This window comes from Azospirillum lipoferum, from assembly GCF_024170005.1.
GTDB classification, from domain to species: domain Bacteria; phylum Pseudomonadota; class Alphaproteobacteria; order Azospirillales; family Azospirillaceae; genus Azospirillum; species Azospirillum lipoferum.
Genome location: NZ_JALJXJ010000002.1, coordinates 596,614 through 614,538 on the forward strand (window position 1 = coordinate 596,614; position 17,925 = coordinate 614,538).

The 17,925-nt window shown below is 65.1% G+C and carries 19 protein-coding genes; all 19 read right to left on the minus strand.

Annotation, left to right across the window (positions count from 1 at the left end):
* Nucleotides 1-73: 73 nt before the first annotated feature.
* The 19 genes from J2848_RS06695 to nuoI all read right to left on the minus strand — a co-directional run bounded on the left by J2848_RS06695 (nucleotide 74) and on the right by nuoI (nucleotide 17,842).
* Nucleotides 74-814 carry an ABC transporter ATP-binding protein gene (locus tag J2848_RS06695; RefSeq protein ID WP_149229904.1) on the minus strand — a complete coding sequence of 247 codons (741 nt, stop codon included), beginning with the start codon at nucleotides 812-814 and terminating at the stop codon, nucleotides 74-76.
* Nucleotides 807-2,054, minus strand: a complete 1,248-nt coding sequence (locus tag J2848_RS06700; protein ID WP_149229903.1) for a lipoprotein-releasing ABC transporter permease subunit — start codon at nucleotides 2,052-2,054, stop codon at nucleotides 807-809. Before J2848_RS06700 ends, J2848_RS06695 begins: the two co-directional genes overlap by 8 nt.
* 129 nt (nucleotides 2,055-2,183) lie before the next feature.
* Nucleotides 2,184-2,585 carry a hypothetical protein gene (locus J2848_RS06705; RefSeq protein ID WP_149229902.1) on the minus strand — a complete coding sequence of 134 codons (402 nt, stop codon included), beginning with the start codon at nucleotides 2,583-2,585 and terminating at the stop codon, nucleotides 2,184-2,186.
* Nucleotides 2,586-2,631: 46 nt separating this feature from the next.
* Entirely contained in the window at nucleotides 2,632-2,919 is a 288-nt protein-coding gene (locus J2848_RS06710; protein WP_149229901.1) for a hypothetical protein, read from the minus strand.
* Between the two features lie 299 nt (nucleotides 2,920-3,218).
* Nucleotides 3,219-4,532: a proline--tRNA ligase gene (gene proS, locus J2848_RS06715; RefSeq protein ID WP_149229900.1), complete on the minus strand. Its 1,314-nt coding sequence runs from the start codon at nucleotides 4,530-4,532 to the stop codon at nucleotides 3,219-3,221.
* 154 nt (nucleotides 4,533-4,686) lie between these two features.
* Entirely contained in the window at nucleotides 4,687-5,124 is a 438-nt protein-coding gene (locus J2848_RS06720; protein ID WP_246193677.1) for a hypothetical protein, read from the minus strand.
* A 41-nt stretch (nucleotides 5,125-5,165) separates the two neighbouring features.
* Nucleotides 5,166-6,065, minus strand: coding sequence for a hypothetical protein (locus tag J2848_RS06725; protein WP_149229899.1), 900 nt, complete (start codon nucleotides 6,063-6,065; stop codon nucleotides 5,166-5,168).
* A gap of 508 nt (nucleotides 6,066-6,573) precedes the next feature.
* The gene (locus J2848_RS06730) at nucleotides 6,574-7,149 is read right to left on the minus strand and encodes a DNA-3-methyladenine glycosylase I (RefSeq protein WP_149229898.1); all 576 of its coding nucleotides are present in this window, start codon (nucleotides 7,147-7,149) and stop codon (nucleotides 6,574-6,576) included.
* A gap of 21 nt (nucleotides 7,150-7,170) precedes the next feature.
* Nucleotides 7,171-7,425: a DUF1467 family protein gene (locus J2848_RS06735; protein WP_149229897.1), complete on the minus strand. Its 255-nt coding sequence runs from the start codon at nucleotides 7,423-7,425 to the stop codon at nucleotides 7,171-7,173.
* A 34-nt stretch (nucleotides 7,426-7,459) separates the two neighbouring features.
* Complete coding sequence (gene mce, locus J2848_RS06740) at nucleotides 7,460-7,864, minus strand: methylmalonyl-CoA epimerase (RefSeq protein ID WP_149229896.1); 405 nt, start codon at nucleotides 7,862-7,864, stop codon at nucleotides 7,460-7,462.
* An 85-nt stretch (nucleotides 7,865-7,949) separates the two neighbouring features.
* The gene (locus J2848_RS06745) at nucleotides 7,950-9,665 is read right to left on the minus strand and encodes a ribonuclease J (protein ID WP_149229895.1); all 1,716 of its coding nucleotides are present in this window, start codon (nucleotides 9,663-9,665) and stop codon (nucleotides 7,950-7,952) included.
* Nucleotides 9,662-10,435, minus strand: coding sequence for a type III pantothenate kinase (locus J2848_RS06750; RefSeq protein WP_109086265.1), 774 nt, complete (start codon nucleotides 10,433-10,435; stop codon nucleotides 9,662-9,664). Before J2848_RS06750 ends, J2848_RS06745 begins: the two co-directional genes overlap by 4 nt.
* Nucleotides 10,436-10,466: 31 nt before the next feature.
* Nucleotides 10,467-11,261 carry a biotin--[acetyl-CoA-carboxylase] ligase gene (locus J2848_RS06755; protein WP_149229894.1) on the minus strand — a complete coding sequence of 265 codons (795 nt, stop codon included), beginning with the start codon at nucleotides 11,259-11,261 and terminating at the stop codon, nucleotides 10,467-10,469.
* 10 nt (nucleotides 11,262-11,271) lie between these two features.
* Nucleotides 11,272-12,720 carry an NADH-quinone oxidoreductase subunit NuoN gene (nuoN, locus tag J2848_RS06760; RefSeq protein ID WP_149229893.1) on the minus strand — a complete coding sequence of 483 codons (1,449 nt, stop codon included), beginning with the start codon at nucleotides 12,718-12,720 and terminating at the stop codon, nucleotides 11,272-11,274.
* A gap of 13 nt (nucleotides 12,721-12,733) precedes the next feature.
* Nucleotides 12,734-14,260 (minus strand): NADH-quinone oxidoreductase subunit M, encoded by a 1,527-nt coding sequence (locus J2848_RS06765; protein WP_149229892.1) that lies wholly within the window; start codon nucleotides 14,258-14,260, stop codon nucleotides 12,734-12,736.
* Between the two features lie 25 nt (nucleotides 14,261-14,285).
* The gene (gene nuoL / locus J2848_RS06770; RefSeq protein WP_149229891.1) at nucleotides 14,286-16,400 is read right to left on the minus strand and encodes an NADH-quinone oxidoreductase subunit L; all 2,115 of its coding nucleotides are present in this window, start codon (nucleotides 16,398-16,400) and stop codon (nucleotides 14,286-14,288) included.
* A 9-nt stretch (nucleotides 16,401-16,409) separates the two neighbouring features.
* Nucleotides 16,410-16,718 carry an NADH-quinone oxidoreductase subunit NuoK gene (gene nuoK / locus J2848_RS06775; RefSeq protein ID WP_014248409.1) on the minus strand — a complete coding sequence of 103 codons (309 nt, stop codon included), beginning with the start codon at nucleotides 16,716-16,718 and terminating at the stop codon, nucleotides 16,410-16,412.
* Nucleotides 16,719-16,720: 2 nt separating this feature from the next.
* Nucleotides 16,721-17,335, minus strand: a complete 615-nt coding sequence (locus J2848_RS06780; RefSeq protein WP_149229890.1) for an NADH-quinone oxidoreductase subunit J — start codon at nucleotides 17,333-17,335, stop codon at nucleotides 16,721-16,723.
* 18 nt (nucleotides 17,336-17,353) lie between these two features.
* Nucleotides 17,354-17,842, minus strand: a complete 489-nt coding sequence (gene nuoI / locus J2848_RS06785) for an NADH-quinone oxidoreductase subunit NuoI (RefSeq protein ID WP_042693501.1) — start codon at nucleotides 17,840-17,842, stop codon at nucleotides 17,354-17,356.
* Nucleotides 17,843-17,925 lie beyond the last annotated feature (83 nt).

The window sequence follows — 17,925 nt, forward strand, 5'->3', positions numbered from 1 at the left end:
AGCCGGTGCGGTCGCGCATGAGAGTGGGGGCATCGCACCGGCTTGGCAACCGGGGGAAGGCTCCGCTTTCGGCCTATGACGCTTCCGACGCCACCTCAGTCAGCGGAACCAGTTCCGATGGCTGGTACTCCACCAGATGACCGTCGCGCATCTCAAGCACCCGGTCCATGCGGCGGGCAAGGTCGAGATTGTGGGTCGCCACCAGCGCGCCGACCTTGGCCTGCCGGACGATGGCCGACAGCATGGCGAAGACATGCTCCGCCGTATGCGGGTCGAGGTTGCCGGTCGGCTCGTCGGCGATCAGCAGCGACGGGGCGTTGGCGAGCGCGCGGGCGATGGCGACGCGCTGCTGCTCGCCGCCGGACAGGCGGGCGGGGCGATGGGTGCCGCGCTGCTCCAGCCCGACCATGCGCAGAAGTTCGTCGGCGCGCTGCCTGGCGACCGGCTTCGACACGCCGGCGATCATCTGCGGCAGGACGATGTTCTCCCGCGCCGAAAACTCCGGCAGCAGATGATGGAACTGGTAGACGAAGCCGATGGAACGGCGCCGAACCTCGGTCCGCTTGCCGTCGTCCAGGTTGGACACGTCGGCCCCCGCGATGTGCACCGTGCCGCCGGTGGGGCGTTCCAGCAGGCCGGCGATGTGCAGAAGCGTCGACTTGCCGGCACCGGACGGGCCGACCAGCGCCACCAGTTCGCCGGCGCCGACGGTCAGGTCGACCCCACGCAGCACCTCGAGCGTCTCGCCCGCCTGTTCGAAGCGGCGGACGATGCCCTTCAGTTCCAGCATCGGCTGCATGACGGCATCACTCATAGCGCAGGGCCTCCACCGGATCGAGCCGGGCGGCGCGCCAGGATGGGTAGATGGTGGCGGCGAAGGACAGGCCAAGCGCCATCAACGTCACCTGTACCACCTCGCTCCAGTCGATCTTGGCCGGCAGATGGGACAGGAAATAGATCTCGGCATTGAACAGGTTGGTGCCGGTCAGCCCCTGGATGACCTGCCGGATGCTCTCGATGTTCAGCGCGAAGGACACGCCGAGTGCCAGCCCCAGCAGCGTCCCCGTCACGCCGACGCTGGCGCCGGACAGGAAGAAGATGCGCATGATCATGCCGCGGGTTGCCCCCATGGTGCGCAGGATCGCGATGTCGCGCCCCTTGTCCTTCACCAGCATGATCAGGCTGGAGATGATGTTGAAGGCTGCGACCATGATGATCAGCGACAGGATAAGGAACATCACGTTGCGTTCGACCTGAAGGGCCGTGAAGAAGCTGGCGTTCGACTGCTGCCAGTCGACCACCCTGCCCTCTCCCGCCACCGCCGATTGAACGGCGGCGCGGGCTGCACCGATCTGCATCGGATCGCTGACGAAGACCTCCAGCGAGGTCACGGCGTCGCCGGTGCGGAAGAAGGCCTGTGCCTCCTCCAGCGGCAGGAAGATGAAGCTGTTGTCGTATTCGAACATGCCGACATCGAAGATCGCGCCGATGGGATAGCTGCGCATCCGCGGCACGGTGCCGAAGGCGGTGACGTTGCCCTGGGGCGCGATCAGCGTGATCTGGTCGCCGACCGACAGGCCCAGACGCTGCGCCATGCGCACGCCGATGGCGACGCGATCCTCGCCGAACTCGTCGACCGAGCCGCGGACGATGTTGCTGGCCAGCGTCGGACGCACCTTGAAGTCTTCCGCCCGCACGCCACGGATGACGGCGCCCGACGCGACGCCGCGCACCGACACCAAGGCTTGGCCCTCCACCGTCGGAGTGACGTTGACCACGCCCGGCGTATTGCGCAGCTTGCCGGCCAGGATGTCGAAGTCCGGCAGTGGCCCGCCACGCGAGCTGTAGACGTTGAGATGGCCGTTGAGGCCAAGCACCCGGCCCAGCAGTTCCGCCCGGAAGCCGTTCATCACCGCCATCACAATGATGAGCGTCGCCACGCCGAGTGCGATGCCCAGCAGCGAAAACCCCGCGATGACCGAGATGAATCCTTCCTGGCGGCGCGCCCGAAGGTAACGCATCGCGACCATGCGTTCGAAGGCGTTGAAGATCATGAGGAAATCCGGCCTGCCGGTGGAGACGACGAAAAAAGTGGCGAACCTTGGGGTTCGCCACCGGGAAGATAGGACACCTTGCAAGGCCACGCAAAGGCTGCCTTCCGGCATCGTCCGTCGGTTTGCCCTTCAGACGATTTCGATTACCTCTGCGAAGGACCACGCGGCAAAAACGCCATTCGGGCTGCTTGCCGCGGAAATGCGGAGCTGAACCGACCGCGCCCCGTCAGCGGTGCCGATCACCGCGTGTGCGACCGGCTGCTGCGACCATGGCGTGGTGTTGGTCGGCGGAATGTGCTGCGACGTGACACCGACATATTGACCGGCGGTCACATCGTACCAGCAGGTCTGCACCGAACCGTTGTTGCTGGAAAAGCTGAAGGAAAGGCCGGACGTCAGCCGGAAGGTCCGATTTTCGGGCAACTGTATGGAATAGGTTGCCAGCGTCAGGTTTCCGGCGGCAACCATGTCGAACCGGATAGGACTGTTAATCGCCAGACCGGCGGTCTGGTTGGCGGAAAGACGGAACATACCCCATCGTGTCGCCACGGCGGGTGCGACCGCTCGCAATGCCATGTCACTGGCCCTCACCGGTGGTGACGTCCAGCACCGTCGCACCGTTTACGCCGATACCGGTGATGAAACCGTTGGTCTGGCGATCGAAAATCTCGACGGTACGCGCCATGATGGTCAGCGTGTTCACACCGGACGAGGTGAAGGTCGCGGTGAACTTGATCCGGGCGTCCGACGGTCCGAGATTGGCCACCCGAACATTGCGGCCAACCGCCGGCAGCGCGAAGGTCCCGGTGCTGGTGGGCGCCAGGCTGATGCGCTGGCTCTCAATCGGCGAAAAGGCAAAGGTCATCGATCGATCTCCCGTTGCATTTGCAGGTCCCGCTTCTGCCATCTGCTCATTTTCGGAAAGCCGCGCGGACAGAAACGATTGGAAGCCGATCCTCTCCCTCAACCTCGGCATGGTCAAATATTAGTTGCAAAAGTCAATAGAATCACAGCATTAGTTATCATTCCCACCAACGCAGACATCCACAAGGGGCTGAACGGCATCGCGCCACGCCATAAGTTTTCCCGCATGTGCTCCGCGACTCGCGCAACGAAAAAGCGCCGGACAGAGCCGGCGCTTTTTCAATCGACGTGGCGACGATATCAGCCCAGCAGCTTCGCCAGCGCCGCCTCGACCGGCAGCTCTTCCTTCTCGCCGGTGGCACGGCGCTTCAGCTCGACAACGCCGTTCTTCAGCCCGCGCGGGCCGACGACCAGCTGCCAAGGCACGCCGATCAGGTCCATGTCGGCGAACTTGGCGCCGGGTCGCTCGTCGCGGTCGTCATAGGCGACCTCCAGGCCGGCCGACTCCAGCTTGGCATACAGTTCGGCGCAGACGCGGTCGGTCTCGGCGTCGCCGGACTTCAGGTTGATCAGGCCGACATTGAAGGGGGCGACGGCGTCCGGCCAGATGATGCCGTTGTCGTCGTGGCTGGCCTCGATGATCGCACCCATCAGGCGCGACACGCCGATGCCGTAGCTGCCCATCTCGACCGGGATCGCCTCGCCGTTCGGACCGGCGACCACGGCGTTCATCGGCTTGGAGTATTTGGTGCCGAAGTTGAAGATGTGGCCGACCTCGATGCCCCGCGCCGACACCAGATCGGCGTCCGGAACCGGGCTGTTGGCCGGGTCGTGCTTCTCGTCGGTCGCCGCGTAGATGGCGGTGACGCGGTCGAAGAAGGGCTGCAGGTCGTCCTCCATGCCGGGGGCGTCCTTCAGCACATCCAGATCCATCCAGTCCTTGTGGCAGAAGACGCCGCTCTCGCCGGTCTCGGCCAGGATGATGAACTCGTGGCTCAGGTCGCCGCCGATCGGGCCGGTATCGGCACGCATCGGAATCGCCTTCAGACCGATGCGGGCGAAGGTGCGGAGATAGGCCAGGAACATCTTCTGGTAGGAACGGCGCGCGCTGTCCGCATCAATGTCGAAGGAATAGGCGTCCTTCATCAGGAATTCGCGGCCGCGCATCACGCCGAAGCGTGGGCGGATCTCGTCACGGAACTTCCACTGGATATGGTAGAGGTTCAGCGGCAGCTGGCGGTAGCTCTTGACGAAGGAACGGAAGATGTCGGTGATCATCTCCTCGTTCGTCGGGCCGAACAGCATCTCGCGATCGTGACGGTCGGTGATGCGCAGCATCTCCTTGCCGTAATCGTCATAGCGGCCGCTCTCGCGCCACAGGTCGGCCGATTGGATGGTCGGCATCAGCAGTTCCTGCGCGCCAGCGGCGTCCTGCTCCTCGCGGACGATCTGCTCGATCTTGCGCAGAACCCGATAGCCCAGCGGCAGCCAGGCATAGATGCCGGCACTGGTCTGGCGGATCATCCCGGCCCGCAGCATCAGGCGGTGCGAGACGATTTGCGCCTCGGTCGGGGTCTCCTTGAGGGTCGGCATGAAGAAGCTGGACAGCCGCATGGCTCTGCTCTCGTGTGCGAGGTGTTCGACAAGGCCGCGCGGACATGGCTCTTGCGAACAGGAGCGGTACGGGCGGCGGGTGAGCGACTTTAGGAAGGTCGCCCGCACTTGTCCACTGTAAGCCCCCACCGGGTCTCAGGGCCGGCCTCTCTCGTTACCGGGTGCGGCAATAGGCGTAGAGGCGCTCCTCGGCTCCCGGATCGATCGGCTGGCCGTTCAGATAAAGTCGGTCGCCAACGACGCTGAGCCAGACCGCGGTGATGTCGTTGGGCAGATAGGGCACCGATGGCAGAGCGACACCCATGCGCCGGGCAAGATCGATCGACAGCGGCAGGTCGATGGGGATAGGCGGCTGCGCGCCGGCACTGCCCGGCAGATCGGCCGGAGCGACCGCGCGGCCATTCACGTCCACCCCTGAGCGGTATTCCACATCGGCGGCCGGCACGTGACGGGTCAGCCGCTGGCACAGCGACAGATCGACAACCGGCCGCTCACGGGCCGTATCGGGGGTCAGCGGGACCGGTCCGGGAAGCTGTTGCGTCGATTGCGCCGACGCAGGTGCCGCCACCAGGGAAAGCACCAACGCCGTCATCCCGGCGCGCAGGGCTCTGCACAGCCTTATCCCGGGGGCGCTCACAGCGTGTGCCGTTCGGCCACCGGGGCCGGGTTGCGCATAGCCTTCCAGTAAAGCGACAGGTAGGGCATTCCTTTTTCCGCCTCCTCCTGGGTCCGCGCCGACTGGCGGATGTATTTGCCGATGAAGGGCTTGTTCACATGCTCCAGGTCGACCGCGGCCTTCAGCACCAGGAACTCGCCGATCTTGTCCGGCAGATTGTAATGCCATTTCTGCAGACAATCGGAAGTTACACCCGGCTTCGCCTGTTCGGGCTCGGGCAGGTAGAACTCCTGGTGGTGGTACTGCGAGATCTCCTTCCATGCCTGCGCCACGCGGCCGGGCTTCAGACGCGGCAGAGCCTTCAGGATGCGGACGTCGTCGTGGAACAGCGGCAGGAAGCCGCGCTTTTCCGCCAGTTCGGTCAGCATGGTGTGGAGGCCGGCCATCACGCCGCCCTCCGCCCCCTCACCGCCGCCACCGCCGACCTTCTCCTCGCGGCGCCGGCCGAACAGAGCGCTGAAGAAGCCCTTCTTCGGCTTGGACTGACCACCGTTGCCGCCATCCTGCCCGACCTTGCGCTCGTCCCACAGCGAGTCCCAGGCATATTCCCAGGCGGTGAAGATGGCATTGGACCGGTCGTCGAGAACGGTCAGCAGATATTCCCGCCCTTCGCGCGCCCAATCGACGTCACCGACGATGGCACGCACCGGACGGCGGCTGAGCACCACCGGCAGGATGCCGACGCGCACCAGTTCCTGATAGAATTCGACAAAGGACGGAGTCTGGATGAAGGGCAGGATCGAGCATGGCTGTTGCTCAGGCGCCAGCAGCTCCATGCTTTTCTTGGTGCGCTCCAACAGTTCGGCCGCCACAACCGCCGCGAACTGATTGAACCGTTCGTTTTCATTCGCGGCCATCGGCGCCTCGACTGTCGTCCCTTTCCTGCCGCCCGCCGAGGCGGACAAAGGTCCAGCTGGATAAGCGGGCAAAGCGGAAAACCCCCGGACGGCTTGGCCCCCGGTGGCGATCTGAAAGCCCGGCTGATTGCCCTGATCGGGAGAAATCCCGATAAGGGAGCTAAGCCAAGCAACGCTAACAAGTAAACCGTTAACGTTTTCTGGAGCGTCGACGGAAATTTTCTGTCCAGCCTGCCGTACGCGCCATACGGCCCCGTCTGCTAGGTTCCGACCGGCTGGTAAATAAAGAAAGGCCGCGCGGCGGATGCGGCGCGGCCTGTCGAGTTTAGGGAGGAATCGCCACCAGGCGTCGGAAAGGGAGGAAGATCCCCCCTCGTCACTACAAAAGAGTGGACCCGGGCCGGAGCGATGGCAAGCCCAAAACAAAGGCAAGGGCATCTCTTGCACAAAATTCTTGCATTTTTGCCCAGAGCTTCAGCGTTTGCCGCACTTCTGAGCGGGCACTTGCCTATTCCATAAGCTGATACCCGAGATAGCCCGCATCCACAGCGGCCTTCCAAGGTGGACTCTGTGCCAGCACGGCCGCCTGGACCGGGCAGTCGGCCTGATGGGCACCCGGCAGATAGCCCAGGCTCATCAGAAATTCGCCGACGATCTCGCCGCCAGTGAAGCGGAAGGTGCGACCGAACAGCTTCACCCACTCCGCCTTGCTCAGCGGATGGTGGGCACGCAGCCAGCCGTCGAAGGAGCCGTGGCTTTCCCGCAGCGCGATGATACGGCGGGCATTCTCAATCACCGCATCGACCTTCAGGCGGTTGCGAATGATCCCGGCGTCGGCCAGCAGCCGCGCCCGCTCCACCTCGCCATAGGCGGCGACCCGGTCGATATCGAATTCGTCGAAGGCGGCACGGAAGGCGGGACGCTTCTTCAGGATGGTCAGCCAGGACAGGCCCGCCTGGTTGATCTCCAGCACCAGACGCTCGAACAGCACCCGGTCGTCGCTGCTGGGAAAACCGTATTCGCCATCATGGTAGGGGCCGTGATGGGGTTGGCCGGGTGCGGCCGCGCAATAGGTCAGGCTCACCCGCCCATCTCCCTTGGTTCGTCAGAACATGTCCCGTGCCATATCCCGGAAGGAGATGATTCCGGAGCGCTCTATACCGAAGATCACCAGCCACACCAGCAGGGAGACCAGCGAGGTGATGATGAATTTGCGCAGGATGCGCGGTTCGACCGGCGCGGAGGATGCCATGCCCGGTTCCGGTGTCTCCGGCGTCCGGACGCCCCAGGGCAGCACCGCGAACAGCACCACCCACCACACGACGATGTAGACGAAGGCCCCAGTCACCCAATTGTCCATCGCCCCCTCCCCGCTTCGGTCGATCAGGGCCGGATCAGGCCTGTTCCAATTCCACCAGCGTCCCGCAGAAGTCCTTCGGGTGCAGGAACAGCACCGGCTTGTCATGGGCGCCGATCTTCGGCTCGCCATCGCCCAGCACACGGGCGCCCTGCTCCTTCAGCCGGTCGCGGGCGACCAGGATATCGTCCACCTCGTAGCAGATGTGGTGGATGCCGCCGGACGGATTCTTTTCCAGGAAGCCGGCGATCGGCGACTTCTCCCCGAACGGGTGCAGCAGCTCGATCTTGGTGTTGGGCAGGGTGACGAAGACAACGGTCACGCCGTGCGGCGGCAGGTCCACCGGCTGCGATACCGCCGCCCCCAGCGTGTCGCGATAGAGCGCGGTCGCCGCCGGCAGGTCCGGAACGACAATGGCAACGTGGTTGAGCTTCCCGATCATGCGTGTCCTCTCGCTGGCTGCCCCTGGCCCGTTAGCGGGCTCTGATAAGCCTGTTATACATCAAATCTGCTATACCGGTTTCCACTCAGACGCGGACCAGATGGACCTCCGTCACCGGCTTCTTGCCGTGGGACGCATTGAAGCAGCGGCGCACCGCGATCCGCGCAGCCTCCTTCACCTGGGTGTCGTCGGCGCGCGCCGACTTGGGCAGCATCGCCACCGACTCGCGCACCGCGTCCACCACGTCCAGCAGCAGATCGCGGTCGGTCGCCTCGTCGACAAGCCCCATCACCGCCAGCTGTGGTGCCGTCATCAGTTCACCGGTGGCGGTCATGACCAGCGTGACCACAGCCGCGCCATTGTTCACCATGCGGTTGCGGGCCCGCATCATGCCGGTGTCAAGCGGCACCAGACGCTTGCCGTCCACCGCCATGCGGCCGGCCCGCACATGGGCCACCACCCGCGCGCCCTCCGGCCCGTCGAGCCGGATGACCTCGCCGTTGGCCGGCACGATGCTGTGGGCGACCTGGCAGTCTTCCGCCAGGGCCGCATGGGCCTGCTGGTGGCGCTGCTCCCCATGGACCGGCACGGCGATGCGCGGACGCACCCACTGGTACATGCGGACCAGTTCGTCCCGCGCCGGGTGGCCGGAGACATGGACCGGCGCCTCGTCCGCCGTTACCAACTCGACGCCCTGGGCGACCAATTGGTTCTGCATGCGGCCGATGGCGCGTTCGTTGCCGGGGATTTCGCGGGACGAGAAGATCACCACGTCGCCGCGGGACAGCGTCACCTGCGGATGATCGTTGGCGGCGATACGGGCAAGGGCGGAGCGCGGCTCCCCCTGGCTGCCGGTACAGATCAGCACCAGCTTTTCGCGCGGCAGATAGCTTGCGTCATGTTCCGACAGGAATTTCGGCACGTCGGCGAGATAACCGGTTGCGCGCGCCGCCTCGTTGATGCGCCACAGCGAGCGGCCGACCAGCGCCACATGGCGGTCGTGCGCGGCGGCGGCGGCGGCGATGCTCTCCAGCCGCGCCACGTTGGTGGCAAAGCAGCTGACAGCGATGCGGCGGTCGCGGTAACGGCCGAACAGCTCCATCAGGGCGGCACGGACGGTGGCCTCCGAACCAGCGGCGCCGGGCACCAGTGCGTTGGTGCTGTCGCCGACCAGCGCCAGCACCCCCTCGTCGCCGATGGCGCGCAGTCGCTCCTCATCGGCGGTGTCGCCAACCAGCGGATCGGGATCCAGCTTCCAGTCGCCGGTGTGCAGGATGGTACCGGCCGAGGTGCGGATGGCGAGCGCGTTCGGCTCCGGGATCGAATGCGTCATGGTGACGTATTCGACGGAGAAGGGACCGACCTCCACCGTGCCGCCCAGCGGGATCTCGTGAATCGGCACCGTGCTGCTCAGCCCCTTCTCATGCAGCTTGGCGCGCAGGAAGGCCGCGGTGAAGGGCGTGCAATAGACGGGGCAGCGCAAAGCTGGCCAAAGATACTGGACGGCGCCGAGATGGTCCTCATGCGCGTGGGTCAGCACGAGGCCGACCAGATCGTTCCGCCGCTCGGCGATGAAGGCCGGGTCGGGCATGATGACGTCCAGCCCGGGCATGGTGTCGTCGGCGAAGGAGATGCCGAGATCCACCATCAGCCATTTGCCCCGATGGCCGTAGAGGTTGAGGTTCATCCCGATCTCGCCGGAACCGCCGAGCGGGAGGAAATACAGTGCGCCATCCTCCGGAACGAAGGTGTCCGCCGGGGCTTCGGACGTTCCGGCGGCTGTCTTGGAGGATTGTGTCATTGGACCGTGTTGCGCTTGTGGATCAGGAGGAGACCGCGGAGCGTCAGCTCGTTGTCGGTGTGTTCGATCACATGGGTAGCCTTGGCGAAAAGAACAGCCAATCCGCCGGTGGCGACCACCCGCATCGGTTCGCCGTACTCCGCCCGGATGCGGGAAACCAGCCCTTCGATCAGACCGACATACCCCCAGAAGATGCCCGACTGCATGCAGGCGATGGTGTTCCTGCCGATCACCTCGGCCGGCGGCTGGATCTCGACGCGCGGCAGCTTGGACGCCGCCATCTGCAGCGCCTCCAGCGACAGGTTCAGCCCCGGCGCGATGACGCCGCCGCGATAGTTGCCGTCGGCATCCACCACGTCGAAGGTCGTTGCCGTACCGAAATCAATGACGATCAGTGGTGTCTTGTAGGTCGCCGCCGCGGCCACGGTGTTGACGAGGCGGTCGGCCCCGACCTCCTCCGGCCGGTCGACCAGCGCCTTGGCGCCGAGGTCGACGCCAGGCTGGCCGACGATCACCGGCTCGCAGCCGAAATGGTCCTTGCACAGCCGCTTCAGGTTGAAGGTCGCGCCCGGCACGACGCTGGCGATGATGGCGCCGTGAATATCGACCGGCTTCAGCCCCTTCAAAGCCATCAGATGGGTCAGCCACACCATGTATTCGTCGGAGGTGCGCTTGGGGTCGGTTGCCGTGCGCCAGATGCCGCGCTGGCGGTCGCCGTCATAGATGGCGAACACCACGTTCGTATTTCCGGCGTCGATGGCAAGCAGCATGGGGAAATCCTGAAGGCGGTGGCGTTTGAACTCAGCTGGCGGATGGCGGCGCGAAGAACACGTCGCCCGCGGCGATCCGCTGACGCGGGCCGCCGTCCGTTGGATCAAGCAACAGAACGCCGTCGCTGTCCAGATCGGCGAAGGTGCCAGGGATGGTCCGATCAGCCAGCCTGACCAGGATCGGCCCGCCCAGCCCCTTGGCCCGCGACAGCCAGGCATCGCGCACCGGGGCGAAACCATGGGCGCGCCAGCGGCCATACCAGCTCGCCAGATGCTCCGCATAGACCTCCAGCAGAGCCCCCGGTCCCATGGGCGGAGCGCCCTCGGCAATCAGGGAGGTGGCGCCGTAATCGGCTGTCGGGGGAAAATGCCGCAGGTTGATGCCGACACCCAGCACCACCCAGGCGACGTTGCCGTCGGGCGTCGGCTCCGACTCGAGGAGGATGCCAGACAGCTTACGGTCACGCACCAGCACGTCGTTCGGCCATTTGCAGCGGACGCCGCCGGGATCGGGTAGCACCGATTCGGCGGTTTCGGCAATGGCCAGAGCGGCCACGAACGAGATCTGGGCGGCCTCGGCCGGCGGCAGGCCGGGCCGCAGGATGGTCGTGCTGTAGAGGTTGCCTTCCGGGGAGGTCCAGGCCCGGCCTCGGCGGCCTCGGCCGTTGTTCTGCCGGCGGGCCCAGACGATGGTGCCTTCCGGTGCCCCTGAACGCGACAAGGCCTTCGCTTCGTCGTTCGTGCTGCCGACGGAGTCGAAGGCCTTGACCTGGAAGCCCGGAGGCAGGCGCAGACGCGCCGCCTCCGCTTCGAGCGATAGTGTCATCGGTCCGATGTCACCCGGCGAACAGAGCCGCCGCGGCAGCCGCCGCGCCATTCAGGATCGGCGCCGGAGCGACGAAGAACAGCAGGGTGAACAGGCTGGTCAGAACCAGGACACCAGTCATGCCGTCGTCATCGACCTTGTCGACCACGACCGCAGGCTCATCGAAATACATGATCTTGATGATGCGCAGGTAGTAGAAGGCGCCGACGACGCTGGTCAGCACACCGACCACGGCCAGCGTGTATTCCTGGGCGGCGACGGCCGCCAGGAAGACATAGAGCTTGCCGAAGAAGCCGGCCATCGGCGGGATGCCGGCCATGGAGAACATGAAGATCGCCATGGTCGCGGCCAGCATCGGATTGGTCTTGGACAGGCCGGAGAAGTCCTTGATCTCCTCCAGCATCTGGCCCTTGGCCTTCATGCTGAGGATGACGGCGAAGGCGCCGATGTTCATGGCGATGTAGAGCGCCATGTAGATCAGCACACCGCGCACACCGTCCTGCGTGCCGGTGGTCAGGCCCACCAGCGCGTAACCGACATGGCCGATGGAGCTGTAGGCCATCAGGCGCTTGATGTTGGTCTGCATGATGGCGACGAAGGAACCGATCACCATCGACAGGATGGCGGTCGCCACCAGAACCTGATGCCACTGGGCGGCGAGATGGCCGAACGGCTCCATCACCACCCGGGTCAGCAGGGCGATGGCCGCCACCTTCGGAGCCGCCGCGAAGAAGGCGGTCACCGGGGTCGGCGCACCCTCATACACGTCCGGCGTCCACATGTGGAACGGCGCGGCCGAGACCTTGAAGGCCAGACCGGCCATCACGAACACCAGACCGATCACCAGACCCGGCGACACATGGGCGCCACCGGCGAACAGGGCCGCGACCTTGTCGAAGGAGGTGGTGCCGGCGAAGCCGTAGACCAGCGAAGCGCCGTACAGCAGCATGCCCGAGGAGAGCGAGCCAAGGACGAAGTACTTCAGGCCGGCTTCCGACGACTTGCCGCTGTCGCGGCGGAAGGCGGCGATGACGTAGAGCGCGAGGCTCTGCGTCTCCAGGCCGACATACAGTGAGATGAAATCGTTGGCCGACACCATCATCAGCATGCCGAGCGTGGCGAAGATCATCAGGACCGGGAACTCGAAGCGGGACATCTGCTCCCGCTCGTTGAAGCCCAGCCCGAGGATCACCGCGAAGGCCGCGGAGACCAGCACCAGTACCTTCATGAAGACGCCGAAGGCATCCATCACGAACATGCCGTTGAAGGTGACGACCCGGCCGCTGCCGTAGCCCATCGCCAGGATGGCGGCGAGCAGCATGCAGACGATCGACAGGTAGGAGACGGGACGGGTGAAGCCGTCGCCGCGGAACACGCCCAGCATCAGCAGGGCGACGCCCGAGAGAGCCAGGAAGATCTCCGGCAGGGCCGGCCAGATGTCGGGAAACACTGCGGTCATGTCGAAGAACCCCTTACCGAGCGGCGACCGAGACGCCGGACGCGGCGTGCGACGCGGCCAGCTTGGTCTGGTAGGTCTGGATCAGCTGCTCGACCGATGCCGAGGTGACGTTCAGGAAGCTGCTGGGGTAGACGCCCATCCACAGGACGACGGCGATCAGCGGCACGAACACCGCGATCTCGCGCGGGGTCATGTCGAACATCGCCTTGACGTCCGGCTTGGTCAGCTTGCCGTAGACGACGCGGCGGTACAGCCACAGCGCATAGGCGGCACCCAGAACCATGCCGGTGGCGGCCAGGGCGGCGACCCAGGTGTTGTCGCGGAAGACGCCCATCAGCACCAGGAACTCGCCGACGAAGCCGGCGGTGCCCGGCAGACCGACCGAGGCCATGGTCATGAACAGGAAGACCACCGCGTATTTCGGCATGTTCTTCACGAGGCCACCGTAGCGGGCGATCTCGCGGGTGTGCAGCCGGTCATAGACGACGCCGACGCACAGGAACAGCGCACCCGACACCACGCCGTGCGACAGCATCTGGAACACCGAGCCTTCGATGCCCTGCTGGTTCAGCGCGAACATGCCGATGGTGACGAAGCCCATGTGGGCGACCGACGAGTAGGCGATCAGCTTCTTCATGTCCTCCTGGGCGAGAGCGACCAGCGAGGTGTAGATCACGGCGACGACCGACAGGGTGTAGATCAGCGGCGCGAAATACTCGGTCGCTTCCGGCAGGATCGGAATGTTGAAGCGCAGGAAGCCGTAACCGCCCATCTTCAGCAGCACGCCGGCCAGGATCACCGAACCGGCGGTCGGCGCCTCGACGTGGGCGTCCGGCAGCCAGGTGTGGACCGGCCACATCGGCACCTTCACCGCGAAGGACGCGAAGAAGGCCAGCCACAGCCACAGCTGCATGTTGCGCGGGAACTGGGTGGCGGTGATGGTCGGGATGTCGGTGGTGCCGGCCACATAGTACATGGCCAGGATCGCCAGCAGCATCAGGACCGAGCCGAGAAGCGTATAGAGGAAGAACTTGAAGGCGGCATAGACGCGGCGCGGGCCGCCCCAGATGCCGATGATCAGGAACATCGGGATCAGGACGCCTTCGAAGAACATGTAGAACAGCACGAAGTCCAACGCGCAGAACATCCCGATCATCAGGGTTTCCAGCGCGAGGAAGGCGATCATGTATTCCTTCAGGCGGACCTGAACCGACTCCCAGCTCGCCAGGATGCACAGCGGCATCAGGAAGCCGGCCAGGACGACGAACAGCACCGAGATGCCGTCGACGCCCATGTGATAGTTGATGCCGAACTCGGGGATCCAGCCCGCCTTCTCGACCATCTGATAGCCGGGATTGCGCGGATCGAAGTTGGCCCAGACCAGCAGGGTCAGGACGAAGGTGACGAGGGTCGTCCACAGCGAGATGAACCGCACGTTCCGCAGCACGTCCGGGGTGTTGCCCCGGCAGAACAGCAGGATCAGCGCGACGCCCACGAGCGGCAGGAAGGTCGCGAACGACAGGATCGGCCAGCTAGCCATTGTTGTTGTTCTCCTTCGAAACCGCTCAGCCGAAGACCGACAGCCAGGCGACGAACAGGACGACCCCGATCACCATGGCAAAGGCGTAGTGATAGACGTACCCCGACTGCAGCCGGCTGGCGCGGGCCGCGACGTCGCGGGTGGCGGCGGCGACGCCGTCCGGGCCCACGCCGTCGATCACCGCCCCGTCGCCCGACTTCCACAGGCCGTAGCCCAGGGCCTTGGCAGGACGGGTGAACAGCGCGTCGTACAGCTCGTCAAAGTACCACTTGTTGTAGAGGAACTGGTGGATGCCGCGGAAGGTGGCGGCAATCCGGCCCGGCAGGCGCGGCATCTGGATGTAGCCGATGTAGGCCATGGCGATGCCGATCAGGCCGACGACCAGCGGGGCCAGGGCGACCCAACCCGGGGTATGATGGTGTGCGGCCTCGATGGCGTCGTGGCCATGCAGGGTCATGATGGCCTTGCCCCAGAACTCCGCACGGTCATGGCCGATGAAATACTCGTGGAAGCCGACACCGGCGAACAGGGCGCCCAGGGTCAGGACTGCGAGCGGGACCAGCATGACGACCGGCGACTCATGGGCGTGGTCGTATACCTCTTTGTCCATCCGCGGCGTGCCGTGGAAGGTCATGAACAGCAGGCGCCAGGAGTAGAAGGCGGTCAGCAGGGCTGCCGCGATGCCGAGCGCGAAGGCGAAGCGCCCCACCCCGCTGCCCGAGGCGAAGGCCGCCTCCAGGATCATGTCCTTGGAATAGTAGCCAGCGAAGAAGGGCAGACCGGCGAGCGCCAGATTGCCGATCCACATCACCGCATAGGTGAAGGGGATCTTGCGCCAGACGCCGCCCATCTTCCGCATGTCCTGCTCATGGTGCAGGGCATGGATGACCGAGCCGGCGCCAAGGAACAGCAATGCCTTGAAGAAGGCGTGCGTGAACAGGTGGAACATGGCCGCGCCATAGGCGGAGACGCCGGCGGCAAAGAACATGTAGCCGAGCTGCGACATCGTCGAATAGGCGATGACGCGCTTGATGTCGAACTGGGTGAAGCCGATGGTCGCCGCGACGAAGGCGGTCAGGCCACCGACCACCGTCACGACTTCGAGCGCCGTCGGGGCGTATTCGAAGACCGGCGACAGGCGGCAGACCATGAAGACGCCGGCGGTAACCATGGTGGCGGCGTGGATGAGCGCCGACACCGGGGTCGGGCCTTCCATCGCGTCCGGCAGCCAGGTGTGCAGGCCGAGCTGCGCCGACTTGCCCATCGCGCCCATGAACAGCAGCAGGCAGGCGATGGTCAGGCCGTTGAAGTTCCAGCTGAGGAAATGCAGCGTCTCGCCGGTCAGCGTCGGTGCCTTGGCGAAGATCGCGTCGAACTGGACCGAGCCGGTCAGCACGAAGATCGCGAAGATGCCGAGCGCGAAGCCGAAGTCGCCGACCCGGTTGACCAGGAAGGCCTTCATGGCGGCGGCGTTGGCCGAGGGCTTCTCGTACCAGAAATTGATCAGCAGGTAGGAGGCCAGACCGACGCCCTCCCAGCCGAAGAACAGCTGGACCAGGTTGTCCGCCGTCACCAGCATCAGCATGGCGAAGGTGAACAGCGACAGGTAGCCCATGAAGCGCGGCTTCTGCGGATCCTCGGCCATGTAGCCGATGGAATAAACGTGCACGCAGGCCGAGACGGTGTTGACGACGATCAGCATCACCGCGGTGAGCTGGTCGACGCGCAGCGCCCACTTCACGTCCAGCGTACCGCTCTGGATCCAGGTCATCAGCTCGATCGTGCGCGGATGGCCATGCACGGCGACGTCGAAGAACAGGATCCAGGACAGGATCGCCGAGACGACCACCGCGCCCGCGGTCACGAACTGCGCGACGCGGTCGCCCACCGTCGGCGGCCCGGCGATGACATGATGGTCGTCGTGGGCGTCGTCGTGCGCGTGGTCCAGCTCGTCGTGCGAGATGTGGTGACCATGATCGTCATGGGCATGGGCGATCTGGGCGTGCCCATGATCGTCGTGCCCGTGACCGTGACTTCCGTGACCGGCAGCCGCCGGCGCGGCCTTCGGCCCGCCGAACAGCGCGATCGATCCGGCGACGAGGAACGCCAGGAGCGGAAGGAATACGACTAGCACTTCCATGGCGCCGCCTCAGCCCTTCATCATGTTGATGTCTTCGACTCGGATCGAGCCGCGGTTGCGGAAGTAGACCACCAGGATGGCGAGGCCGATGGCCGCCTCGGCGGCGGCGACGGTCAGGATGATCATGGCGAAGATCTGGCCGACCAGATCGTGCAGGAAGGTCGAGAAGGCGACGAGGTTCAGGTTCACCGCCAGCAGCATCATCTCGATCGACATCAGGATGATGATGACGTTCTTCCGGTTCAGGAAGATGCCCAGCACACCCAGCGTGAAGATGATGGCCGAGACCGTCAGGTAATGTCCGAGACCGATCTCCATGATCACACGCCCTCCCCGGTCGTGACCTTGCGGATGGCGACCACCTCTTCCCGGCGACGGGCGATCTGGACGCCGATATTCTGTTTGTGCACGCCCGGACGGTGCCGCAGCGTCAGCACGATCGCGCCGATCATGGCGATCAGCAGGACGATGCCCGACGCCTGGAACAGGTAGACATACTGCGTGTACATCAGCCGGCCCAGAGCCTGGGTGTTCGACACCTGATCGATCGACGGGGTCGGCGCGCCGGCGATGGCGGCGACGTTCGGCGCGACGATCCAGCCGCCGACCACGGCGGCCAGTTCAGCCAGCAGGATCAGCCCGACCAGCGCGCCCAGCGGCAGCGCTTCCATGGCCCCCTTGCGCAGCTCGCGGAAGTTGATGTCAAGCATCATCACCACGAACAGGAACAGCACGGCCACGGCGCCGACATAGACGATGACGAGGATCATCGCGATGAACTCCGCCCCCATCAGGAGGCAGAGACCGGCCGCCTGGAAGAAGGCGAGGATCAGGAAAAGGACTGAGTGAACGGGGTTCCGCGCCGAGATGACCATCACACCGGAGGCCACCAGCAGCGCGGCGAACACGTAGAAGGCGATGCCTTGGAGTATCATCGTTTTTCTCGCTTCCGCTTACCGGTAAGGAGCCTCGGCCGCGAGGTTCTGGGCGATTTCCGCCTCCCAGCGGTCGCCGTTCGCCAGCAGCTTCTGCTTGTTGTAGAAGAGCTCTTCCCGGGATTCGGTGGAGAACTCGAAGTTCGGCCCCATGACCACCGCATCGACCGGGCAGGCCTCCTGGCACAAGCCACAGTAGATGCACTTGGTCATGTCGATGTCGTAGCGCGTGGTGCGGCGGCTGCCGTCGTCCCGCGGTTCGGCCTCGATGGTGATGGCGAGAGCCGGACACACCGCTTCGCACAGCTTGCACGCGATGCAGCGCTCCTCGCCGCTCGCATAGCGGCGGAGTACATGCTCGCCGCGGAAGCGCGAACTGATGGGGCCCTTCTCATACGGGTAGTTCAGGGTGACCTTGGGCTTGAACATGTAGCGCAAGGTCAGCGCCATGCCGCCCAGCAGCTCGGTCAGGAACAGGCTGCGCGCCGCGCGGTCGAGGAACGCCATGGCCTCTTCGTCTCCTTCCTCGCCGGCGGCCGCCCGTTTCGTCGGTTGGCTCGCCGGCACTCAAATCGACACGTCAATGGTGG